At 26.5% G+C, this 18,971-nt stretch carries 19 protein-coding genes and 3 pseudogenes; 7 read left to right on the top strand and 15 right to left on the bottom strand.

The window, feature by feature from the left end:
* Positions 1-258 precede the first annotated feature (258 nt).
* The 10 genes and pseudogenes from AAHM76_RS01140 to AAHM76_RS01095 all read right to left on the bottom strand — a co-directional run bounded on the left by AAHM76_RS01140 (position 259) and on the right by AAHM76_RS01095 (position 9,503).
* Positions 259-1,370 (bottom strand): annotated as a pseudogene (locus tag AAHM76_RS01140) (IS3 family transposase).
* Positions 1,371-1,881: 511 nt separating this feature from the next.
* Positions 1,882-2,856, bottom strand: coding sequence for an ABC transporter ATP-binding protein (locus AAHM76_RS01135; protein ID WP_342256304.1), 975 nt, complete (start codon positions 2,854-2,856; stop codon positions 1,882-1,884).
* Positions 2,857-2,881: 25 nt separating this feature from the next.
* A complete protein-coding gene (locus AAHM76_RS01130; protein ID WP_342256303.1) occupies positions 2,882-4,735 on the bottom strand; it encodes an ABC transporter permease in 1,854 nt (617 codons plus the stop codon).
* 334 nt (positions 4,736-5,069) lie between these two features.
* Positions 5,070-6,181, bottom strand: a pseudogene (locus tag AAHM76_RS01125) (IS3 family transposase).
* A 52-nt stretch (positions 6,182-6,233) separates the two neighbouring features.
* Positions 6,234-6,434, bottom strand: a complete 201-nt coding sequence (locus tag AAHM76_RS01120; RefSeq protein ID WP_342256302.1) for a hypothetical protein — start codon at positions 6,432-6,434, stop codon at positions 6,234-6,236.
* 240 nt (positions 6,435-6,674) lie between these two features.
* Positions 6,675-6,866: a hypothetical protein gene (locus AAHM76_RS01115; protein ID WP_342256301.1), complete on the bottom strand. Its 192-nt coding sequence runs from the start codon at positions 6,864-6,866 to the stop codon at positions 6,675-6,677.
* Between the two features lie 227 nt (positions 6,867-7,093).
* Positions 7,094-7,450, bottom strand: coding sequence for a hypothetical protein (locus tag AAHM76_RS01110; protein ID WP_342256300.1), 357 nt, complete (start codon positions 7,448-7,450; stop codon positions 7,094-7,096).
* A 35-nt stretch (positions 7,451-7,485) separates the two neighbouring features.
* Positions 7,486-7,605 (bottom strand): lipoprotein, encoded by a 120-nt coding sequence (locus AAHM76_RS01105; RefSeq protein ID WP_342256299.1) that lies wholly within the window; start codon positions 7,603-7,605, stop codon positions 7,486-7,488.
* A 486-nt stretch (positions 7,606-8,091) separates the two neighbouring features.
* Complete coding sequence (gene recA / locus AAHM76_RS01100; RefSeq protein ID WP_342256298.1) at positions 8,092-9,114, bottom strand: recombinase RecA; 1,023 nt, start codon at positions 9,112-9,114, stop codon at positions 8,092-8,094.
* 26 nt (positions 9,115-9,140) lie between these two features.
* Positions 9,141-9,503 (bottom strand): CinA family protein, encoded by a 363-nt coding sequence (locus AAHM76_RS01095; RefSeq protein ID WP_342256815.1) that lies wholly within the window; start codon positions 9,501-9,503, stop codon positions 9,141-9,143.
* 242 nt (positions 9,504-9,745) lie between these two features.
* Between AAHM76_RS01095 and pgsA the strand changes: the two genes are divergently transcribed.
* Together pgsA and AAHM76_RS01085 are read left to right on the top strand one after the other, a co-directional pair.
* The gene (pgsA, locus tag AAHM76_RS01090; protein ID WP_342256297.1) at positions 9,746-10,423 is read left to right on the top strand and encodes a CDP-diacylglycerol--glycerol-3-phosphate 3-phosphatidyltransferase; all 678 of its coding nucleotides are present in this window, start codon (positions 9,746-9,748) and stop codon (positions 10,421-10,423) included.
* A 16-nt stretch (positions 10,424-10,439) separates the two neighbouring features.
* Positions 10,440-11,243 carry an SDR family NAD(P)-dependent oxidoreductase gene (locus AAHM76_RS01085; protein WP_342256296.1) on the top strand — a complete coding sequence of 268 codons (804 nt, stop codon included), beginning with the start codon at positions 10,440-10,442 and terminating at the stop codon, positions 11,241-11,243.
* A 69-nt stretch (positions 11,244-11,312) separates the two neighbouring features.
* Here the strand turns inward: AAHM76_RS01085 and AAHM76_RS08285 are convergent, their stop codons facing one another.
* From AAHM76_RS08285 to AAHM76_RS01070, 5 genes and pseudogenes are all read right to left on the bottom strand, one after another.
* Positions 11,313-11,396, bottom strand: coding sequence for an IS3 family transposase (locus AAHM76_RS08285; RefSeq protein ID WP_425289444.1), 84 nt, complete (start codon positions 11,394-11,396; stop codon positions 11,313-11,315).
* Between the two features lie 14 nt (positions 11,397-11,410).
* Positions 11,411-12,139, bottom strand: a complete 729-nt coding sequence (locus AAHM76_RS01080; RefSeq protein WP_342256814.1) for an IS3 family transposase — start codon at positions 12,137-12,139, stop codon at positions 11,411-11,413.
* Positions 12,140-12,661: 522 nt separating this feature from the next.
* The gene (locus AAHM76_RS01075) at positions 12,662-13,162 is read right to left on the bottom strand and encodes a DDE-type integrase/transposase/recombinase (RefSeq protein ID WP_342256295.1); all 501 of its coding nucleotides are present in this window, start codon (positions 13,160-13,162) and stop codon (positions 12,662-12,664) included.
* Positions 13,163-13,174: 12 nt separating this feature from the next.
* Positions 13,175-13,321: pseudogene (locus AAHM76_RS08280) on the bottom strand (transposase); the annotation flags it as partial.
* Between the two features lie 140 nt (positions 13,322-13,461).
* A complete protein-coding gene (locus tag AAHM76_RS01070; protein ID WP_342256294.1) occupies positions 13,462-13,725 on the bottom strand; it encodes a hypothetical protein in 264 nt (87 codons plus the stop codon).
* 719 nt (positions 13,726-14,444) lie between these two features.
* Here AAHM76_RS01070 and AAHM76_RS01065 point away from each other — a divergent pair.
* The 5 genes from AAHM76_RS01065 (at position 14,445) to AAHM76_RS08270 (ending at position 18,916) form a co-directional block, all read left to right on the top strand.
* Positions 14,445-16,979 carry an adhesin gene (locus tag AAHM76_RS01065; RefSeq protein ID WP_342256293.1) on the top strand — a complete coding sequence of 845 codons (2,535 nt, stop codon included), beginning with the start codon at positions 14,445-14,447 and terminating at the stop codon, positions 16,977-16,979.
* A 155-nt stretch (positions 16,980-17,134) separates the two neighbouring features.
* The gene (locus tag AAHM76_RS01060; RefSeq protein ID WP_342256292.1) at positions 17,135-17,272 is read left to right on the top strand and encodes a hypothetical protein; all 138 of its coding nucleotides are present in this window, start codon (positions 17,135-17,137) and stop codon (positions 17,270-17,272) included.
* A gap of 147 nt (positions 17,273-17,419) precedes the next feature.
* A complete protein-coding gene (locus AAHM76_RS01055; RefSeq protein WP_342256291.1) occupies positions 17,420-17,719 on the top strand; it encodes a hypothetical protein in 300 nt (99 codons plus the stop codon).
* A gap of 757 nt (positions 17,720-18,476) precedes the next feature.
* On the top strand, positions 18,477-18,803 hold the full coding sequence (locus tag AAHM76_RS08275; RefSeq protein WP_425289434.1) for a ParA family protein: 327 nt from the start codon (positions 18,477-18,479) through the stop codon (positions 18,801-18,803).
* Positions 18,779-18,916, top strand: coding sequence for a hypothetical protein (locus AAHM76_RS08270; RefSeq protein ID WP_425289433.1), 138 nt, complete (start codon positions 18,779-18,781; stop codon positions 18,914-18,916). The genes AAHM76_RS08275 and AAHM76_RS08270 overlap by 25 nt, the downstream gene beginning before the upstream one ends.
* The last annotated feature ends 55 nt before the right edge of the window (positions 18,917-18,971 follow it).

Genomic DNA, 18,971 nt, shown 5'->3' with positions numbered 1-18,971 from the left:
ATTTTATCATTTTTTAATTTATTTTACTAGTATAACTAATTTTTAGGGCGAATAACTGAATTGCGGATTTACAATATTCATAAAAAGAAACGGAATAGAGTGCACCCATTTTAGTAAGTACTAATAAAAAGTATTTACTATTTTTTTAATTATATCTTTTTCTTTACGATTTGAATATCATGTATTTCATTTTATAACATCTTGTATATATTATTCATGTGAATTATATTGGAATGGCAACACTTTTTAGGACACTTTTTATATAGACATTTGTTTTCTAAAAGTAACTGGAGATAAATAATTTAAACTGCCATGAATTCTAATATTGTTATATCAATGCACAAAATCAAAAAGTTCGTATTTTAATTGTGTTAAATTTTTAAATTTTTTACCCTTAATAAATTCAGTTTTAAAAGTTTTGTAAGTTGTTTCAGCCACAGCATTATCATAAGGGCAGCCTTTATTGCTTAATGATCTTTTAATATTAAAAGTTATTAAAATTTCATCAATGATTTTATTTTTAAACTCATTACCACGATCAGTATGAAATAGAGTTATTTGATTTAATGGTCGTGTTATTTTATGAAAAGCTTGTTGGACCAGTTCGGCCGTTTTATTCGGCCCAGCACTATAACCAATTATTTCACGATTAAACAAGTCAATTAATAAACAAATATAATGTCATTTAGCGTCAACTTGAACATATGTTAAATCACTAACAATAACTTCATTAGGTTTTTTGTTGTTAAATTGACGATTTAAAATATTATTAATTTGGTCATTATTGACTGTTGTTTTATGATTATGATATTTTAATTTGGTGTATTTAGAAACCAAATTATTTTTGATCATAAAGAATCTGATTTTTCGCCGCGATAAGATGATATCTTTTCTGTTTAAAATAACTTTAATTTTGCGAGCCCCATAAATTTTGCGACTTTTATTAAAGGCACTGATAATTTCTTGTTAATAATTATTAACTTGCTTGTTAATACATTTATTAGTTTGATAATAATACGTTGATTTTGATAAACCCAAAATCTTACATATTTTTCTTACTGAATATTTTGTTTTGTTGTTATTAATTATTGTTATTTTTTGGCCATTATCAGTGCGGCTTGCTTTAAAATGTCATTTTCCATTTTCAAGTCTTTAAGTTCTTTTCGTAAAGTTATTATTTCATTTTCTTCTAGTGTGCGATTGTCTTTTGCTTTAAATGAACCAGAATTATTATAATTTTTAACTCAACTATAAATAGTTGGTTTTGGTAAATTATATTCTTGTCCTAGATTAATAACACTTTTACCATTTTTATATAGCATGACAATTTGTTTTTTAAATTCTTCAGAGTATGAAGTTTTATTTCCCATTTTTATATTCCTTCTTTCTTAATAATTTTATTTAATTTTGAAGTCTATATAATTATGGCCCTAATAATTGTAGCCCATCCAGAGTATCCATCTTTAAGCATCAAAATATTAAATTTTAAGCGTTGCATTATTCAACGGATAATACCTTTATTGAAAGGAAATTTATAAAAATATCATTTATTTTGTGTAGGGAAAACAGAATAACATCTGTTTTTATGATAAAAGTTCTAAATTTAAAGATACTATCCGATGAATAATGCAAATAAATTTATTTTTTTAATAGAAAAATAAAAAAACAATCTCACAAGAATTGTTTTTTTGTCGGTTCATCGTACAGGACGCCTAAATATCAAATTCCATACAATTTGCTCCTTTTTTAAATATTGGACATAATTTAATTATAATAAAAAAATACTTTAATACCCATTAAAATATTTTTAAAGGTTACTTTCTTTAATTTTGTTACATAATTACATTTAAAACTTATTCTGGTTAATTAACTTTGTTGCTGTTACTTCAAATGTTTCTTTCGTAATTTACGATTAGTAGTCATATTGTGAGGTAGCGTAATATTTAATTTTTGTAATAGAAAATCAAATGAAAATTCAACTTCACTAATTTTAGCAATTTTAATTTGTTTTTTTAATGCATATTGAGTGACATAATATAAATGTAATGGTGAATTTAAAACAAAATTTAACGAATTATTTCCTCGATCATATCAGTTTGGTACTCGGTTTAAATTAAAATAACGAATCATTACTTGGGGATTATTAGTCACTAGATAATAACTATTTTTAATATTAAAGGCAGCTAATTGCCCCGTATAAATTTGCGCCCCATTCATGACCATTGTAAATTCATCAATATAGTCTTTAATTTCATCTAGTAAATGGGATGAAAAAAAGACAGTTTTACCACGAAGTGTTAATTGTTTTAAATAAAAAATAATTTTTTTTCGGTTATTAATATCTAATCCTGCTTCTGGTTCATCCAAAATTAAAATTTCAGGATCATGAATAATACCTTGAATAATCATTACTCTTTTTTTCATTCCTGATGAAAATAAATTAACATCTTTATCACGGTGTTCTCAAATTTCTAATGATTTCATTAAATATTCAATTCGGTCACGAAGATATTTTCCTCGTAAATTATTTGTTTTTCCTAAATATTTTAAAAAATTATAAGAACTAATGTTTTCAGGAAAAGTAACAAACTCAGGAACATAACCAATCATTTTTTTCATACTAATTTTTGTTGCTTTTTTGCCAAAAATTGTAATATCACCATGAAAGCCCTTTAAACCACCAATTAAAGATTTAATGAAAACTGTTTTCCCACTTCCAGAAGCACCTAAAATGGCATGTAATTTTCCACGACTAACATTAAAATTAAATGGACCAACAATACTATTTTTAAACTTTTTGCTAAAATTACGCGAAGCAATTGCAACATCGCTAAGTACTAATGCATTATTATTCATGCTTTAACATCTCCTTTCCCCTGCCTTAAGTAATATTTTTGCGACATAAAATTAAATAAGCATTAATTAAAAATAAAACAGATATTCCTAAATAAATATATAACAATAAATTAATATTTAAAAATGGCGATACATCAAGGTCAACCTTTTTATCTTGTTGTAATGCTATCGGTAAATCTTGATAACTCATTAAATAATTGTTTTGAACACTAAAATCAATGTTACTTCGTTGAAGTGGTTCAAATCAAAATGGAACATATGATAAAGAACTTGTTCAAATTTGATTTCAATGTTCAATAATATTAATTTTAGAAATTAATTCATAAGTTTGCATTAAATCATCATATTTTTGTCATTCTGTATTTATTTTAATTGGCACAGCTTCAAGTAATTTATAATCCATTATTTTTTTTAAAATATTAATTTCAATTTCTCTTAAAACATAAAGTGTTTTAATTTCAAAACCATCTTCAATTCTATCTTCAGCTCCAAAATAATTAAGAATTCAATCTTGAAAATCAGAACCATTATCATATTCTGAATCAAATGGTGATATTCCAGTTCGAGCAAATTCAGAACGAAAAACATTTACTGGATTAAATCCATTTGGCTCAGATAATTTTCGTTCTTCTGTTCCTGCCTTACTATCAGATGATGTTAAACTATAATAGGATTTATCTAAATTAAAGTAAAATAATGAATTTCCATTTAAATCATTTGTTATAAGATACAAGTCTCATGATTTTGCACTTTTTCCAATAAAGTTAATACAGTCAAGTAATTCTTGATGAATTTCATTATCTGAATCTAATTCTCCTGGTGATTTAAAAAAGAAATTTGTCGCAAAGTTTACTTTCATTTGAAGATTACTTTCTCCAACTTTATTAATAATTTCAAAAATGGTTTCATCCTTATTATCATATTTATATTTTGTTATTTTATCTCACTTATTAAGTTGGGTAATTGTATAACTAGCTTCTTTTGGTTTTGTTAAACCTAATGATTGATAAAACTCTAATCGTTTAATTCGCAAAGTAGGATCACTTATAATATTTTCATAGTCTCGCGTTTTAAAAACTTTATCTAAATCATCATAATCTCACGAATTATAAAAATCTCAAATTTTGCTAGTTAAATTATCATATTTAATTAATTTTTTTTCTAAATTTCTTTTAAAATTAATTGTACTTTTAATAATATGCACAGGATAAGGTTGCTTAGTCATAGCGGTGTCAACAAATGACAAATCAATTGTATTAGCTAAACTCATAATTAACGAATATGGCATCCCGCCAACTAAAAATAAACTACAGAAAATAACAACAATTAATAAAACTACTTGTGAGTTTAAAAAAGTTACCGCAAATAAAATACTACTTGATGCAAAAAAAGATAATGCTAAAGAATATAAAAATAATTTCAATAATAAATTTTGATAAACTTGTAAATACTCTGAATCATTATTAATTAAATAACCAATATAGCCAATTCCTAAAGCAAATAAAATAATTGTCCCTAAGAAAAAGATAATCAAAATTCAAAGTGAAATTAATTTTAAGAAAAATAAAGTAAATCGAGAATATGGTTTTGAAATTAAAAGTAAATATGTCCCATCTTCAAATTCCCGGCCAAAAATTTTAATGATTACTAACAAAACAAACAATAATAATAAAATATTATTAAAAATAAAAACTCCGTATTGAAAATTTTTTAAAAAATCATAAATATTCGTTGAAGATAAAAAAAGAGTAATCGCAATTGCACCAAATAAAACAAGTGACAACAACACTAAAACTCAAACTGCCATTGAACGGCGGATTTTAAAAATTGAAAATGATATTATTGAATATCATGAATTTGATTTACCTTTTTTAAGCATTTTATTCTCCATCTATTTTCTTAAATTACTCAATTTATGTTTGTTAATTTTATAGCAAGGTATTTATACAATATGTATTTTATCATTTTTTAATTTATTTTACTAGTATAACTAATTTTTAGGGCGAATAACTGAATTGCGGATTTACAATATTCATAAAAAGAAACGGAATAGAGTGCACCCATTTTAGTAAGTACTAATAAAAAGTATTTACTATTTTTTTAATTATATCTTTTTCTTTACGATTTGAATATCATGTATTTCATTTTATAACATCTTGTATATATTATTCATGTGAATTATATTGGAATGGCAACACTTTTTAGGACACTTTTTATATAGACATTTGTTTTCTAAAAGTAACTGGAGATAAATAATTTAAACTGCCATGAATTCTAATATTGTTATATCAATGCACAAAATCAAAAAGTTCGTATTTTAATTGTGTTAAATTTTTAAATTTTTTACCCTTAATAAATTCAGTTTTAAAAGTTTTGTAAGTTGTTTCAGCCACAGCATTATCATAAGGGCAGCCTTTATTGCTTAATGATCTTTTAATATTAAAAGTTATTAAAATTTCATCAATGATTTTATTTTTAAACTCATTACCACGATCAGTATGAAATAGAGTTATTTGATTTAATGGTCGTGTTATTTTATGAAAAGCTTGTTGGACCAGTTCGGCCGTTTTATTCGGCCCAGCACTATAACCAATTATTTCACGATTAAACAAGTCAATTAATAAACAAATATAATGTCATTTAGCGTCAACTTGAACATATGTTAAATCACTAACAATAACTTCATTAGGTTTTTTGTTGTTAAATTGACGATTTAAAATATTATTAATTTGGTCATTATTGACTGTTGTTTTATGATTATGATATTTTAATTTGGTGTATTTAGAAACCAAATTATTTTTGATCATAAAGAATCTGATTTTTCGCCGCGATAAGATGATATCTTTTCTGTTTAAAATAACTTTAATTTTGCGAGCCCCATAAATTTTGCGACTTTTATTAAAGGCACTGATAATTTCTTGTTAATAATTATTAACTTGCTTGTTAATACATTTATTAGTTTGATAATAATACGTTGATTTTGATAAACCCAAAATCTTACATATTTTTCTTACTGAATATTTTGTTTTGTTGTTATTAATTATTGTTATTTTTTGGCCATTATCAGTGCGGCTTGCTTTAAAATGTCATTTTCCATTTTCAAGTCTTTAAGTTCTTTTCGTAAAGTTATTATTTCATTTTCTTCTAGTGTGCGATTGTCTTTTGCTTTAAATGAACCAGAATTATTATAATTTTTAACTCAACTATAAATAGTTGGTTTTGGTAAATTATATTCTTGTCCTAGATTAATAACACTTTTACCATTTTTATATAGCATGACAATTTGTTTTTTAAATTCTTCAGAGTATGAAGTTTTATTTCCCATTTTTATATTCCTTCTTTCTTAATAATTTTATCTAATTTTGAAGTCTATATAATTATGGTCCTAATAATTGTAGCCTATCCAATACTACCTTATTATTTGTTAATAAATATGTTATATCTGTTCCTAATTTTTGATTAATACTTGTTGTTGTAAAATCTTGATTCATTAAATTTTCATGACGATTACTACCAGATTGAAGCTTATAATTAAATCTTTTTACTCTAACAATTGATTTTAAATTCATATTTTTCATATATCTATAAACAATGTGCGGCTTTAAGTTTAACTTATATATCTGATTAACTAAGAGTGTCAACATATTGTAACCATAAATTTTCTTAAAATTTAAGAATAGCGTTTTTATAATTGTCGCAATTTGACTATCTCATTTGTTAAAAGATTTCATACCATGATTAAATCATTTATAATATATTGCTCTTAAAACATTTAAAATTTTACATAAATATTTAATCTTGTATTTTTTCTTCAAGGACTAAACCGTCTGAAATTTCTTCTTTTTCGATTTGGTTAAGAACTTTTTTACATCTTCAACAATTTTAATGTATTGAATTAATTCTTCTTTTGTCATTGCATTAAAATCAATATTTTTTGGTCGACCTGATCTACGAATTCCTTTAGATTGTTCCCCATTTCCTGGTTCTAAAGCAGCATCTTCTTTAATCACAAGTTCTCTTTTTCATCTAATTAATGTTGGATCTGCAATGTTAAATTTTTTAAAAGTTTTTGACTACCCATATTCTCGATAATATTTTAGAATATTTAATTTTTCTTCTTTTGTAAATCATTTTCCGCCCATAATAAAAACACCTTTCAATAAAATTATGACACAATCCTATTTTTTATGTGTCTATTTTATTTTGGGTGTTCAGTGTTCATTATCCCTATTTTTTATTAATTCTTAACAATTACATTACCTTTATTATCAATATCTAAATTAGGTAATTTTTGTTCTTCACCATTTCAACGATAAACTGATTTAAAAAAAGTTCCATCATCTTCAATTCAAGTCGCATGTTCTCTTATTTTATTTGCAGCTAAATCAAATTCATTTCTATATAAAAATGCGCCACTATATGACTTATCAATTTTAGTATAGCTAATAATACCATTTATTGTATTATTGTGAGTATAACCTATATTTTTATATTTTTTAATTGTTCAATTATCGTTTTTTGCACCTCTTCATACAATTATATAATATTTATAATCTCCCTGAGAATTAAATGGTTTTTTTGTGCTTCCATTCATTCTAAAATACCATCTTTTGTTTTTATATTGTTCTTTTATTTTAGTTCTTTTAATTGTTCGGGTGTATATTCTTTTGGTTTATTACAAACAACTAAACTTGTTGTACTTGTTCCTACTAATGATATTGCACCAATTATACTTAATAATTTTTTCATTTCAATTAACCCTCTTTTCTGATATTTATTAACTTCTCAAATTATATATACAAGGTTAAGATAGTTATAATTATTATTCTTTATCACTTTTGTTGTGACTTATATAAAAATTAATAAGATATTCTATTCGTTGAGAATAAGTATTAAAATTTAATTTATTTAACTTTTTCATTATATTTCATTCTTTTTAGGCATGTATTCCCATATTATTGAATGGACAACACTTAGCACAAATAACATCTTCACATGAATAACACATTTGCATAGTATTAAAATGATTTTGGCAAACTATATAATGGTCTGTTTTTTCTCTGAATCAATTAATAATTTTGGTTTTACAAATAAAAAAACCATTTTAGTAAATGGTTTAATTATTATTCTTATTCAATTTCAGAGTTTTTTTCCAAAACCCTTATTTTCTTTAAACGGCCAAAGTTATTCAAAGAATAACTTTTCCTTTTATTATGTTTCATTTAACTAATCTTGTTATCTTGTTTTAAAATTATTAATAATTTGTTGTTGAATTTCCAAAAAAACTGCTGGATTCATTCTTAAATATTCTTTTACGCGTTCTCGGCCTTGACCAATTTTATTATTTTGATAAGCATATCATACCCCGGCTTTTGCTAAAATATCATATTTTACTGCTAAATCAATTAATTCATAATATTTATCAATTCCTTCATTATAATTAATATCAACAAGAGCTGTTTTAAAAGGCGGTGAGACCTTATTTTTAACCACTTTAATTTTTACTTTATTGGCGGTTGCTGCTCCTGCTGTTGTTAGTGTTTCAGTACTACGAACATCTAATCGGACAGAGGCATAAAAACGGAGAGCACGTCCTCCTGCTGTTGTTTCAGGATTACCAAATAAAACACCAACTTTTTCGCGAATCTGATTAATGAAAATAACGATTGAATTTGTTTTATTAATTACTCCGTTTAATTTTCGTAAAGCTTTACTCATTAAACGTGCTTGGGCGCCAATTGTTACATCACTCATTTCTCCCTCTAATTCTACTTTGGGCACTAATGCGGCAACAGAATCAATGACAACTAAATCAATTGCATTTGATTTAACAAGTGTTTCTAAAATATCTAATGCTTGTTCACCTGAATCGGGTTGGGCAATAATTAATTCAGCAATATTAACACCAAGTTTTTTAGCATAATTTGGATCTAGAGCGTGTTCAGCATCAATAAAGGCTCCTCGCCCACCATTTTTTTGTACTTCAGCAATAGCATGTAATGATATGGTTGTTTTTCCTGATGATTCTGGCCCAAAAATTTCAATAATTCGTCCTTTAGGATAACCACCAACTCCAATTGCTTCATCAAGTAATAAACTTCCAGTTGAGACAGCTTCAATTGTTAGGTTGCTCTTATCCCCTAATTTCATAATAGCGCCTTTACCATATGTTTTTTCGATTTCTTTCATTACTGTTTTTAAAATTTCATCTTGGTCAAGGGTTTTTGTTTCAGGAGGAACTGGTTTATTATCTTCCATTATTTTATTCTCCTTTCTGCTTATTTTTATCTTTTTTTACTATTAATTCCTTGTTCTTTTTCTAAAATTTGTTGTAAATGCTTAATTATTGTTGTAACAGTTACAATTTTAATTTTTTCTCGTGATCAAGTTGGATCAAATGTTAATGCGAATGTTGTTGCTTGGTTTTGAAAAAGAATACTTGCAAACACAGTTCCAACTGGCAAGTTGTCTAATTGGCCCGGACCAGCATTACCGGTAAAACTTATGGCAAAATAATTATTAAATTTCTTTTGACAAGCAAAAGCCATTGTCTCAGCTGTTTCTTTTGAAACAACACCATATTTTGTAATTATTGATTGGGAAACATGACCAAGTTTAATTTTAATATCATTAGTATAAGTAACAATACTGCATAAAAAAACATGACTAGCATTTGGAACATTAGTTATATAATGGTTAAAAAATACCTCCTGTTATTGATTCATATGCTGCAATTGTCATTTGTTTTTGTTGAAGTAATTGTACTAGTTCTTTAACCATTTTTCCCCTCACCTCATAAACTTTCTTTAATATTATACATTTATATAATATAATATGTAAGTAATATTAACATATCAAGATAAGATATTTTTAGAAAAGAGGACTTAAAATGAATTGAGCTAATCGTATTACATTAATTCGGATTTTTTTAATCCCAGTTATTATTGATTTAATGGTAATTGTTCCATTTGAAAATAGTTCCTTATATAATGGATGAGATCAATTATTAACAATTAAAGGAGATAATGTTACTTATTCATTGCCAATTAGTTATTTAATTGCTGGGATTTTATTTATTATTGCTAGTTTAACTGACTTATTAGATGGTTTTATTGCTCGTCGCCATAATCAAGTGACAACATTTGGGAAATTTTTTGATTCAATCGCCGATAAATTACTAACAAATACTGTTTTAATTGTCTTTGCTTGTGCAAACATTATTCCAGTCTGAATGGTTGCATTGTTAATTGCTCGCGATTTTGTAATTGATGTTGTTCGCCAAATTTTAGCAACACAAAAAATGGTGATGGCTGCTAATCAATTAGGACGTGTGCGAGCAGCAATGGAGATGTTTGGAATGACAATTTTATTTTTTATTGGTTTTCGTATGTTTAATGGTCATTCTTTAAAAACAGGCCAATGAGATGAATTTGGTTGAGTGAACCAAATTATTATGATTCCAATGTATTTAGCAACGATATTATCATTAGCAGCAGCAGGAAATTATATTTTCTTAAATCGTAAAACATTATTTGATATGACAGTTATTAAAAAACCAAAATTATAAAATGGACAAGAAAATAATGAAAAAAACAAATAGTAATAACTTAGGATGATCTGTTGTTACTGGCGCTAGTAAAGGATTGGGATATTATTATTGCGAAGAATTATTAAAACTTGGTTATAATGTTATTGCTGTTGCTCGTGATACAAACCCTATTACTGCTTTACAACAAAAATATCCAACACAAACAATTAAAATGATTAATTATGATTTAAGTAATTTAGAAAATTGTGAAAAATTATTTAATGATGTTGCAAAAGATAATGTAACAATTTTAATTAATAATGCTGGATATGGTGTATGAGGTTATTTTAATGAATCTAGTTTAGAACAAGAAATGAACATGATTGATTTAAATATTAAAGCAGTCCATATTTTAACAAAATTATTTGTACAACGTTTTATAGCGCAACAACAAGGACGTGTTTTAAACATTGCTAGTTTAGCGGCATTTACGCCAGCCCCAGTTTTTGCTAGTTATTATGCTTCAAAAGCTTATGTTTGAAGTTTGGGAGTGGCTATTAATACGGAATTGAAAAAAACAAAATCACCAGTTCGAGTTATTGCCTTATGTCCAGGACCGTTAAAAACTGATTTCTGAAATCGAAGTAGTAACCAAAAAGATGCAAAATATCATTCAACAGTGAAAGTTATGAAGACATCTACTTATGCTCGAAAAAGTTTACTAAAAGGATTAAAAGTAAAAAGAAAAAATTATATTGTAACAGGTAGTGTTAATAAAATTGTAAAAAAATTAACAAAATGGAGTCCCCAAAATTGAGTGTTAACATCGGTTTACAATTATCAAAGAAAACGAAAATAAAAATAACACTGTTGTTTTTATTTTTTTATATTTCATGTTCTGGAATGGCAAGGGTTTTTTGGACAAATTTTATGTAGAATAATAATTTCTGTATTGCACTGGTGTTAAATAATTTAGTTTGCTATGAATTCGAATATTATTGTACCAATTAATGTAATCAAATAATTCTAATTTAAACTGCTCAACGTTTTTAAATTTATTATTTTAATAAATTCAGTTTTAAAAATTTTGTATGTTGATTCCGCAACAGCATTGTCATAAGGACAACCTGGTTTACTGTAAGATTTTTGAATCCCATTTTTAACTAACAGGTTATAAATAAGATTATTATTGAATTCACTGCCTTGATCAGTGTGAAATATTTTAATATTGCTTAATGAAAATTGGAGTTTATTAAAGCTGCTTTCAACTAATTTGGCATTTTTGTGTAAACTAACATCATAACCAATAATTTCTCGATTAAATAAATCAACTAAGAAACAGACATAATATCATTTGTTACTAATAAAAACATAGGTTAAATCACTGACAACAACTTCATGTAGTTTATAACTATCAAAATCTTGATTTAACAAATTGTTATATTTATATGTAACATCAGTTGTATTTGAATGTTTGTATTTGATTTTTGTATAATTTGAAATTAAGTTATATTTTTTCATTATGTTGCTGATTTTTACACAAGATAACATGATATTTTGCTGAGCTAATATAACTTTAATTTTGCGTGTTCCATAATTTTTACGACTTTTTAGAAAAATACTGATAACAGCATTATCAATGTTTTGAGTATTCTTGGGATTATTTGCTTTTAATTGATAGTAATATGTTGATCTAGCAAATTTCAATGTTTTACATAAATTAATAATTGGATATTTTGCTTTGTTATTTTTTAATGATTGCTATTTTTTGCCGATTATCAGTGTTGCTTGCTTTAAAATGTCATTTTCCATTTCTAATTGTTTAACTTTTTTACGTAATTGAATTAATTCGTTTTCTTCTGGCGTTCTATTGTCTTTAGCTTTAAATGAGCCCGAGTTGCTAAATTGGTGAGCTCATTTCCAAACAGTAGATTTACCAATTTGTTAATCATTGACTAATTGTTCAGGAGTTTGACCCATTTTGTAAAGACCAACAATTTGTTGCTTAAATTCATAGTATAATGATTCTTTGCCATAATTACACCTCCATTGTAGTTTAATTATAAATATTTACTCTACATTATTGTTGTCCAATTTATCTTAACCCATCCAAAGCATCAAAATATTAAGTTTTAGATTGCATTATTCATCAGATAGTACCTTTATTAAAAATGATATTATTTAGAGTGCACCCATTTTAGTAAGTACTAATAAAAAGTATTTACTATTTTTTAATTATATCTTTTTCTTTACGATTTGAATATCATGTATTTCATTTTATAACATCTTGTATATATATTCTTCATGTGAATTATATATTTTATTATGGATTGTAGCTTTCTTAAGTAATGAATGAAAACTTTCTATAACAATATTATCTGCACAGTGGTATTTTTTCCCCATTGAAATTATAATACCGTTAGATAAACATTTATCGTGATAAATAGTGGATGTATATTGATATCCGTGATCTGAGTGAATTATTATTCCATTCAGATCTTTTTTTATTAATTTTATTTTATTAATTGCATCATTTAAATTATCCATTACTAATTTATTGTCATTATATTTAGATCACTTTACATCAACTATTTCTTTAGTATATCCATCAATAATTGTTGATTGATAATATCTTTCTCCTTTTCAAATTAAATATGTTACATCAGTATATAGTACTGAAAACCTTGTTTTTATATCATTGAATTTACGTTTAATTAAATCAGGATATTGCAATAAGCTTTTTTCTTTATTCTGTTTATACTTTATTTTTCTTCTCATTTTTCTTACATATTTAGGTTGTATTTGATTATCACGAATAATTCTTAAAACTTTTTTTGAATTATATTTTATACTATAATCTTCTTTTAAATATTTAGTAATTCTTCGATAACCAAATTGTTTTAAATTTTCTTCATAGACTTTTACAATATCATTTATTGCTTTTTTATCTTTTTTGCTACTGTCATAATTTTTATATTTATTTAAATAACTACGTTTTAACCCTGTTACTTCTAGTAATAATTTTATTGAATATTCACGACAATTTTGTTTAATAAAAGAGACTATTCTTAGTTTGCTTAATTGTAAAAGTCATGGAGCTTTTTTAATAATTCATACCTTGTTTTATAATATTCTAAATTTCTTTTGCCAAAAGAAATTTTAGGTCCTTTAGGATTGTTTAATTTTCCTTTTTTATGATTTGTTCATCAAGATTCTACTGTATTTGCATTTATATTATATTGTTTTGCTACTATTCAACAACTTTTTTGTTTAATTTCCTCAATGATTTTTGTTCTAAATTCTGATGTATATTTGTTATATTTTTGTCCTTTTTTTGTCATATAAAAATGCACCCCCTATAAAAATTTAACAAAATCTTTTTTTATTTTACTTACTTTTTGGGGTGCAGTCTTTATTTTAGTTGTTAAACCGAAAAAATATAATAAATCACAGAAAGGAAATTATAAATATTAACTAATTTTTAGGGAAAATAGGTTAATTTTTAATTTTAAAGATACTATCTGATGAATAATGCAAATAAAAAAATCGCTATTATAAGATATTACTTTAATTTATATTTAATTACTTTATTTATATTTTTGTAAAACCTCAACTTTTTTCTTACTACCCTTCTTTTTTGAATTTTTCATGAAATTCTAAAAATTGATCATCTGTTAAATTATTTATTAATTCTTCAATTATTTTTTCCATTAATTATTCACCTCTTATATTAAAAATATACCTAATTTTAGGTATATTTTATAAATATTAAATATCAAGAGTTTTCTACAAAATTAAAGAAAAAATACTACTTTTAATTAAATATGGTATAATATAAATGTAAAATTTAAAATAAATAAAAATTGAATGATAGTAATTTATCGTCAAATAAATTACTATCGTGGAAACACTAGTAAACACCTAGCGTTTCTTTAACATATTTTATGAAGGTACTTTTTTGATACCATTATTAAATATGTTAGAAATTGTGTTGTGGGAATAGTACAGTGGTGCTATTCTCTTTTTTATTAGAAAAGAAAATTCAGAAAGGAAATAGAAAATGAAAAAATTACTAAATATCTTAACTATATCAACCTTGACAGCAATCGTTCCCGCTCCGTTTCTTGCCAACACAGTACAAACTAGTTTCAACCGCGATTTTATAACATCTAACTCAAACAATGACTATCTCCCAATTAAAAGAATTAAAGGAATAAATGAATTAATAAATAGTGTTATCCTTGACAGTAACAACAATACATATTTTGGTACAGATACTGGTGCATTTGTTTTGAAACAAGGTGCAACAACACCAACTAAAATTGATGGTATAAATGCTCCTAAATGACTTTATATTGATAGTAAAGATAACATTTATTTTGGCGCGGATGGTGGTGTATATAAGTTGGCTTCTGGTTCAACAACTCCAACTAAAATTGATGGTATAAATGGATATGTTTACTCCTTTACTGTTGATAGTAAAAACAATAACATTTATTTTGGCGCGGATGATGGTGTATATAAGTTGGCTTCTGGTTCAACAACTCCAAATAAAATTGATGGTATAAATGAAGAAGTTTATTTAATATCAATAGATGAAGAAAATAACATATATTTTAATATCCTTTTCAAAGGTGGTGTATATAAGTTGGCTTCTGGTTCAACAACTCCAACTAAAATTGATGGAATAAATACCGGTATTAAAATTGTTACTATCAACTGTGATAATAAAAACAATGCATATATTGCTACAAATAATGGAGTATATAATCTGCTCGCGGGAAAAACATTAGCAACTAAAATAGAAAACTCTGGGAGTAATGTTTCTTCGCTTATAGTTGACAAATATAACAATGTTTATTTTTTAAAATATCCAAATAATTTATTTAAGTTGGCTTCTGCTTCAACAACACCAACTAAAATTGATGGTATAAATGCTCCTAAATGATTTTCTATTGATAGTAAAGATAACATTTATTTTGGTACGGATGATGATATTTATATATTACAAACTGCTTTGTCGTGGGTAAAAACACAAAGTCAGTTTAATTTAGTTGATAGTACAAAAAATCTGACTTGAACTCGCCCCGACTTGCTTAGTGTGGGTGGAGAGTTAAACATTGATATTGCTAACCCGAACATTGATAAAGTTGTGTTTGATAATGTCCAACAAGGACAAACAAATAAACACTGGACTATCAATGTTAAACCCGAAACTGCACCACGCGACCATAATTTACAAGTAATGTTTACTTTGGGTGGTAAACAATATACGAGTGAAATTATGGCCTCTATGCAAGCACACATTGAACCACCAACACCACCAGTTCAACAAAATCTAAGTGATTTAATTAAAACGACTGATTTAGATAATATCATTGATAACAACGATAAGACTATTTTTTTGGCGGTTAATCAGAAAAACGGGAATGTCATTGATGATTTTTCACAAATTGAAATAATTGATAAAACAAATACACAAGCAACTTTATCAGTGATAGAAGGTAGCAAAAGTTATCAAGGTTCAGTTGAGGCTAAATACAATGTTGTACCAGCAACGGTTGTTGATTTAAAGATTAAATTAAAACCAACTGCACCTGACGCAATTGTTGTGAAAGATTATCTTGGGCAAATTGATACAAGCAATATTACAAACCCAGTTAACACATTCTACTATACAAATAGTGAAAGTATTATCACAATGGTTAAACCAACCACAAGTAGTGTGATAACTGGTATTGTGTATGGTTGTGATGATAATTGAAATAAAACATCAGAAGCAAGCAACATTGACCCATCAAGTTTAATTCCACTTGATGGGTCACAGTTAAACACAAAGGATGGTAAATATGTTGTTGAACTATCTGATAACCTAGGTCATACGAACAATGTTTATTTACAAATAAACAAAGAAAAAAAAGATATAAAAGAATATTGAAATACACCAAATGGTAAACAGTTTGAACAATGAGCAGAAGATAACGGATATGACAATATTCGTGGTTCTAGTGCTAGTAAATTAAATAATTTGTTTGCGCTATCACCAACTTGAAAACAAAGTTTAAAACATTTATACCTAAAGTTAGATAACTTTGTTGTTGATAACATTCAAAATGTTACCCAAGATGAAATTGATAACTATAAAACAAAACTAGTTGTTAGTGTAAAAGCACAGGTTGAAAAGTATGCGCCGGATGTTGTAGAAAACACTGATTATGCTATTAACACAAATAATCTTGTTGCCGGTGATTGAACTACGAGCAAAGACATCAAAGTTCAACACGTAGAAAGCAGCACAAAATTGCTGGGTCATACTGCCAAAACAATTCCAGTGCAACAAAAAGAACAACCAACACCCGATAATAACAAAAAGAGTGGTTTAAGTGGCTGAACTATCTTTGGTATTGTTGTTGGTTCGCTGTTTGGTTTATTCATTCTTGCTTGGTTGTTTAAAAAATTTGTAATTACGCCGTTTGTTTGCGAACCAATTCGCAAGAAAAAAGCCAAAGCGTTTGCCATTAAAACAGAGAAAGACATTGCCCAAATGAAAAAAGACGACGAAGAATGAGAATCAAAACAAAAAGGAGGTAAATAATATGAATTGAACTATCTTTTTTGTTGTTCTTATTCTTGTGTGTCGTTATGCTCGTCCGATATGATGAGTATTGTGATTGTGTTGCATAATTAAAACTGTTGCGCGAGTTATAAACTACTTTATTAAACGCAAAAAAGACAAAGGAGGTTATAAATATGATGTTGTTATCGACAAGTGGGTCAACTAGTTTACAAGAAATCGGCAATAAAATAATTTCAGTTGGAATGCCAATTCTAATCGGAGTAGCAATAGTTATTGGCATTGTTATGGGTGGCGTATTGTATTGCTGGTAAATTTGCCAAAAACGCCGAACAACGCAGAGAAACGATTTCTCGTGTTACTTTGGTTGGCGTTTGTTTGGAGATTGTTATTTTAGCGAGTTCAATTGTGCTGGGTCTAAAAGATGTTATTTTGGGCATTGCGTAAGGAGGGCGAGAAAAATGGCACAAAACAAAAAAGGGTTAAAAAATCCTTTCAGTGTTGGCAAATCGGCCAAGATAAAGCCAACATCTTTTAAAAATGTCATAGCCATTGTGAATAATGTGATTAAAAAAATGGCCATCTTTCTTATTATAGCATTTTTGCCGTTGATGTTAATCGCTGTTTTAATTGTGGTAATCATTGCCGCAATTATGGCGGCATTTACCCCCGACACAATAAATCATTTTACTAACACGCACGCCTCAGAAATGTTTATTAAGTATAGTCAAACGGCAATCTCAACGCCTACCCTGATTTAATTATTACAAAAAATGATGATAGCGAAATTTTTGCCGAACTTGAGCGAACACAAAAATCACCCATTCGTTTTAAAAAAAGCTAGACGGACGCGCCAAATGACTACGAGATGGCGGACAAAACTATTGAATTACCTCAACACAGACACTAGCTATTTGAATTCAACGCCAAATCGATCAAGACGACTTTAAAACAGAACAACAAAAAGTTATCATCTGAAACTATCAGGAATAATGTAGATCATTTTTTACTTTTGGGTCACTACTTGTTTTTTCGCAAATCGTCTGATAAAATGACTTACAAGTTTGTAAAATACAAAAAAATTTCGCGAGGCCAGTTTAATTAATAATTCAGAAATTACTTATTAAAAATTTGTATTATCAATATTATATTTCAAACACGGAATGCCAATTTTAGTATTTTGAAAATAAATTAAATGAACTAAATATCCCTAAAGTAAAAACAAGATATAAACCGATTTTTGACAGTATGGTTTCGTACTTAAAACAAGATTACGAATGTTGATAAATTGTACCAAACCAAGTGATGGTCAAATTTATCAACGAATGTACTAAAGAAGACAACCGGTGAACTGAAAAACACAAAGTAATAATTTACATTTATAATTAAATGTGCTAATATATTTGCGGGTGCGATTGCGCGCGTAATTAATGAAAAGAAAAATAAATGAATGAAAATTATTACAGTAGGAGCGTTAAAAGGTGGAGTAGGGAAAACTAAGTTTACATTTAATTTGTCTTGTTTTCTTGCATTAGAAAAAAACGAATACTTTTAATTGACCTTGACCCCCAAGGAAACCTAACGCAATATTTTAAATTAGATATTGATAAACCCTGAGCGATAAATTTATTTAATGACAAAGATAATAATATAACTGATATAATTTTTAAAACTAATTTTGAAAATGTTAATATTGTTCCGACTGATATTGAAATGTCAGAACTAGAAATAAAATTGTCTAGTCAATTTGGCCGCGAACAAAAATTAAAAAATACAATACAAAAAAAATATCTTTTTTACAAGAAAATTATGATTACGTTTTGATTAATACTAACCCAAGTTTAAATGTAACGAATGTCAATGCTTATTTAACTGCTGATAAAGTTGTTTTAGTTTCAGATAATTATATTCACTCGTGGAGAGCAATTGAAACAATAAATAAACAATGAAATAAATAACATAATTAATTATATTAATGCCAAAAATAATATAAGTGCAATTGTTTTAAATAAT

Origin of the sequence: Spiroplasma endosymbiont of Poecilobothrus nobilitatus (genome assembly GCF_964030655.1) — a bacterium.
GTDB lineage: Bacteria > Bacillota_I > Bacilli_A > Mycoplasmatales > Mycoplasmataceae > Spiroplasma.
The sequence above is the reverse complement of the archived record's forward strand: the minus strand, read 5'-3'. Positions and strand labels throughout refer to the sequence as shown.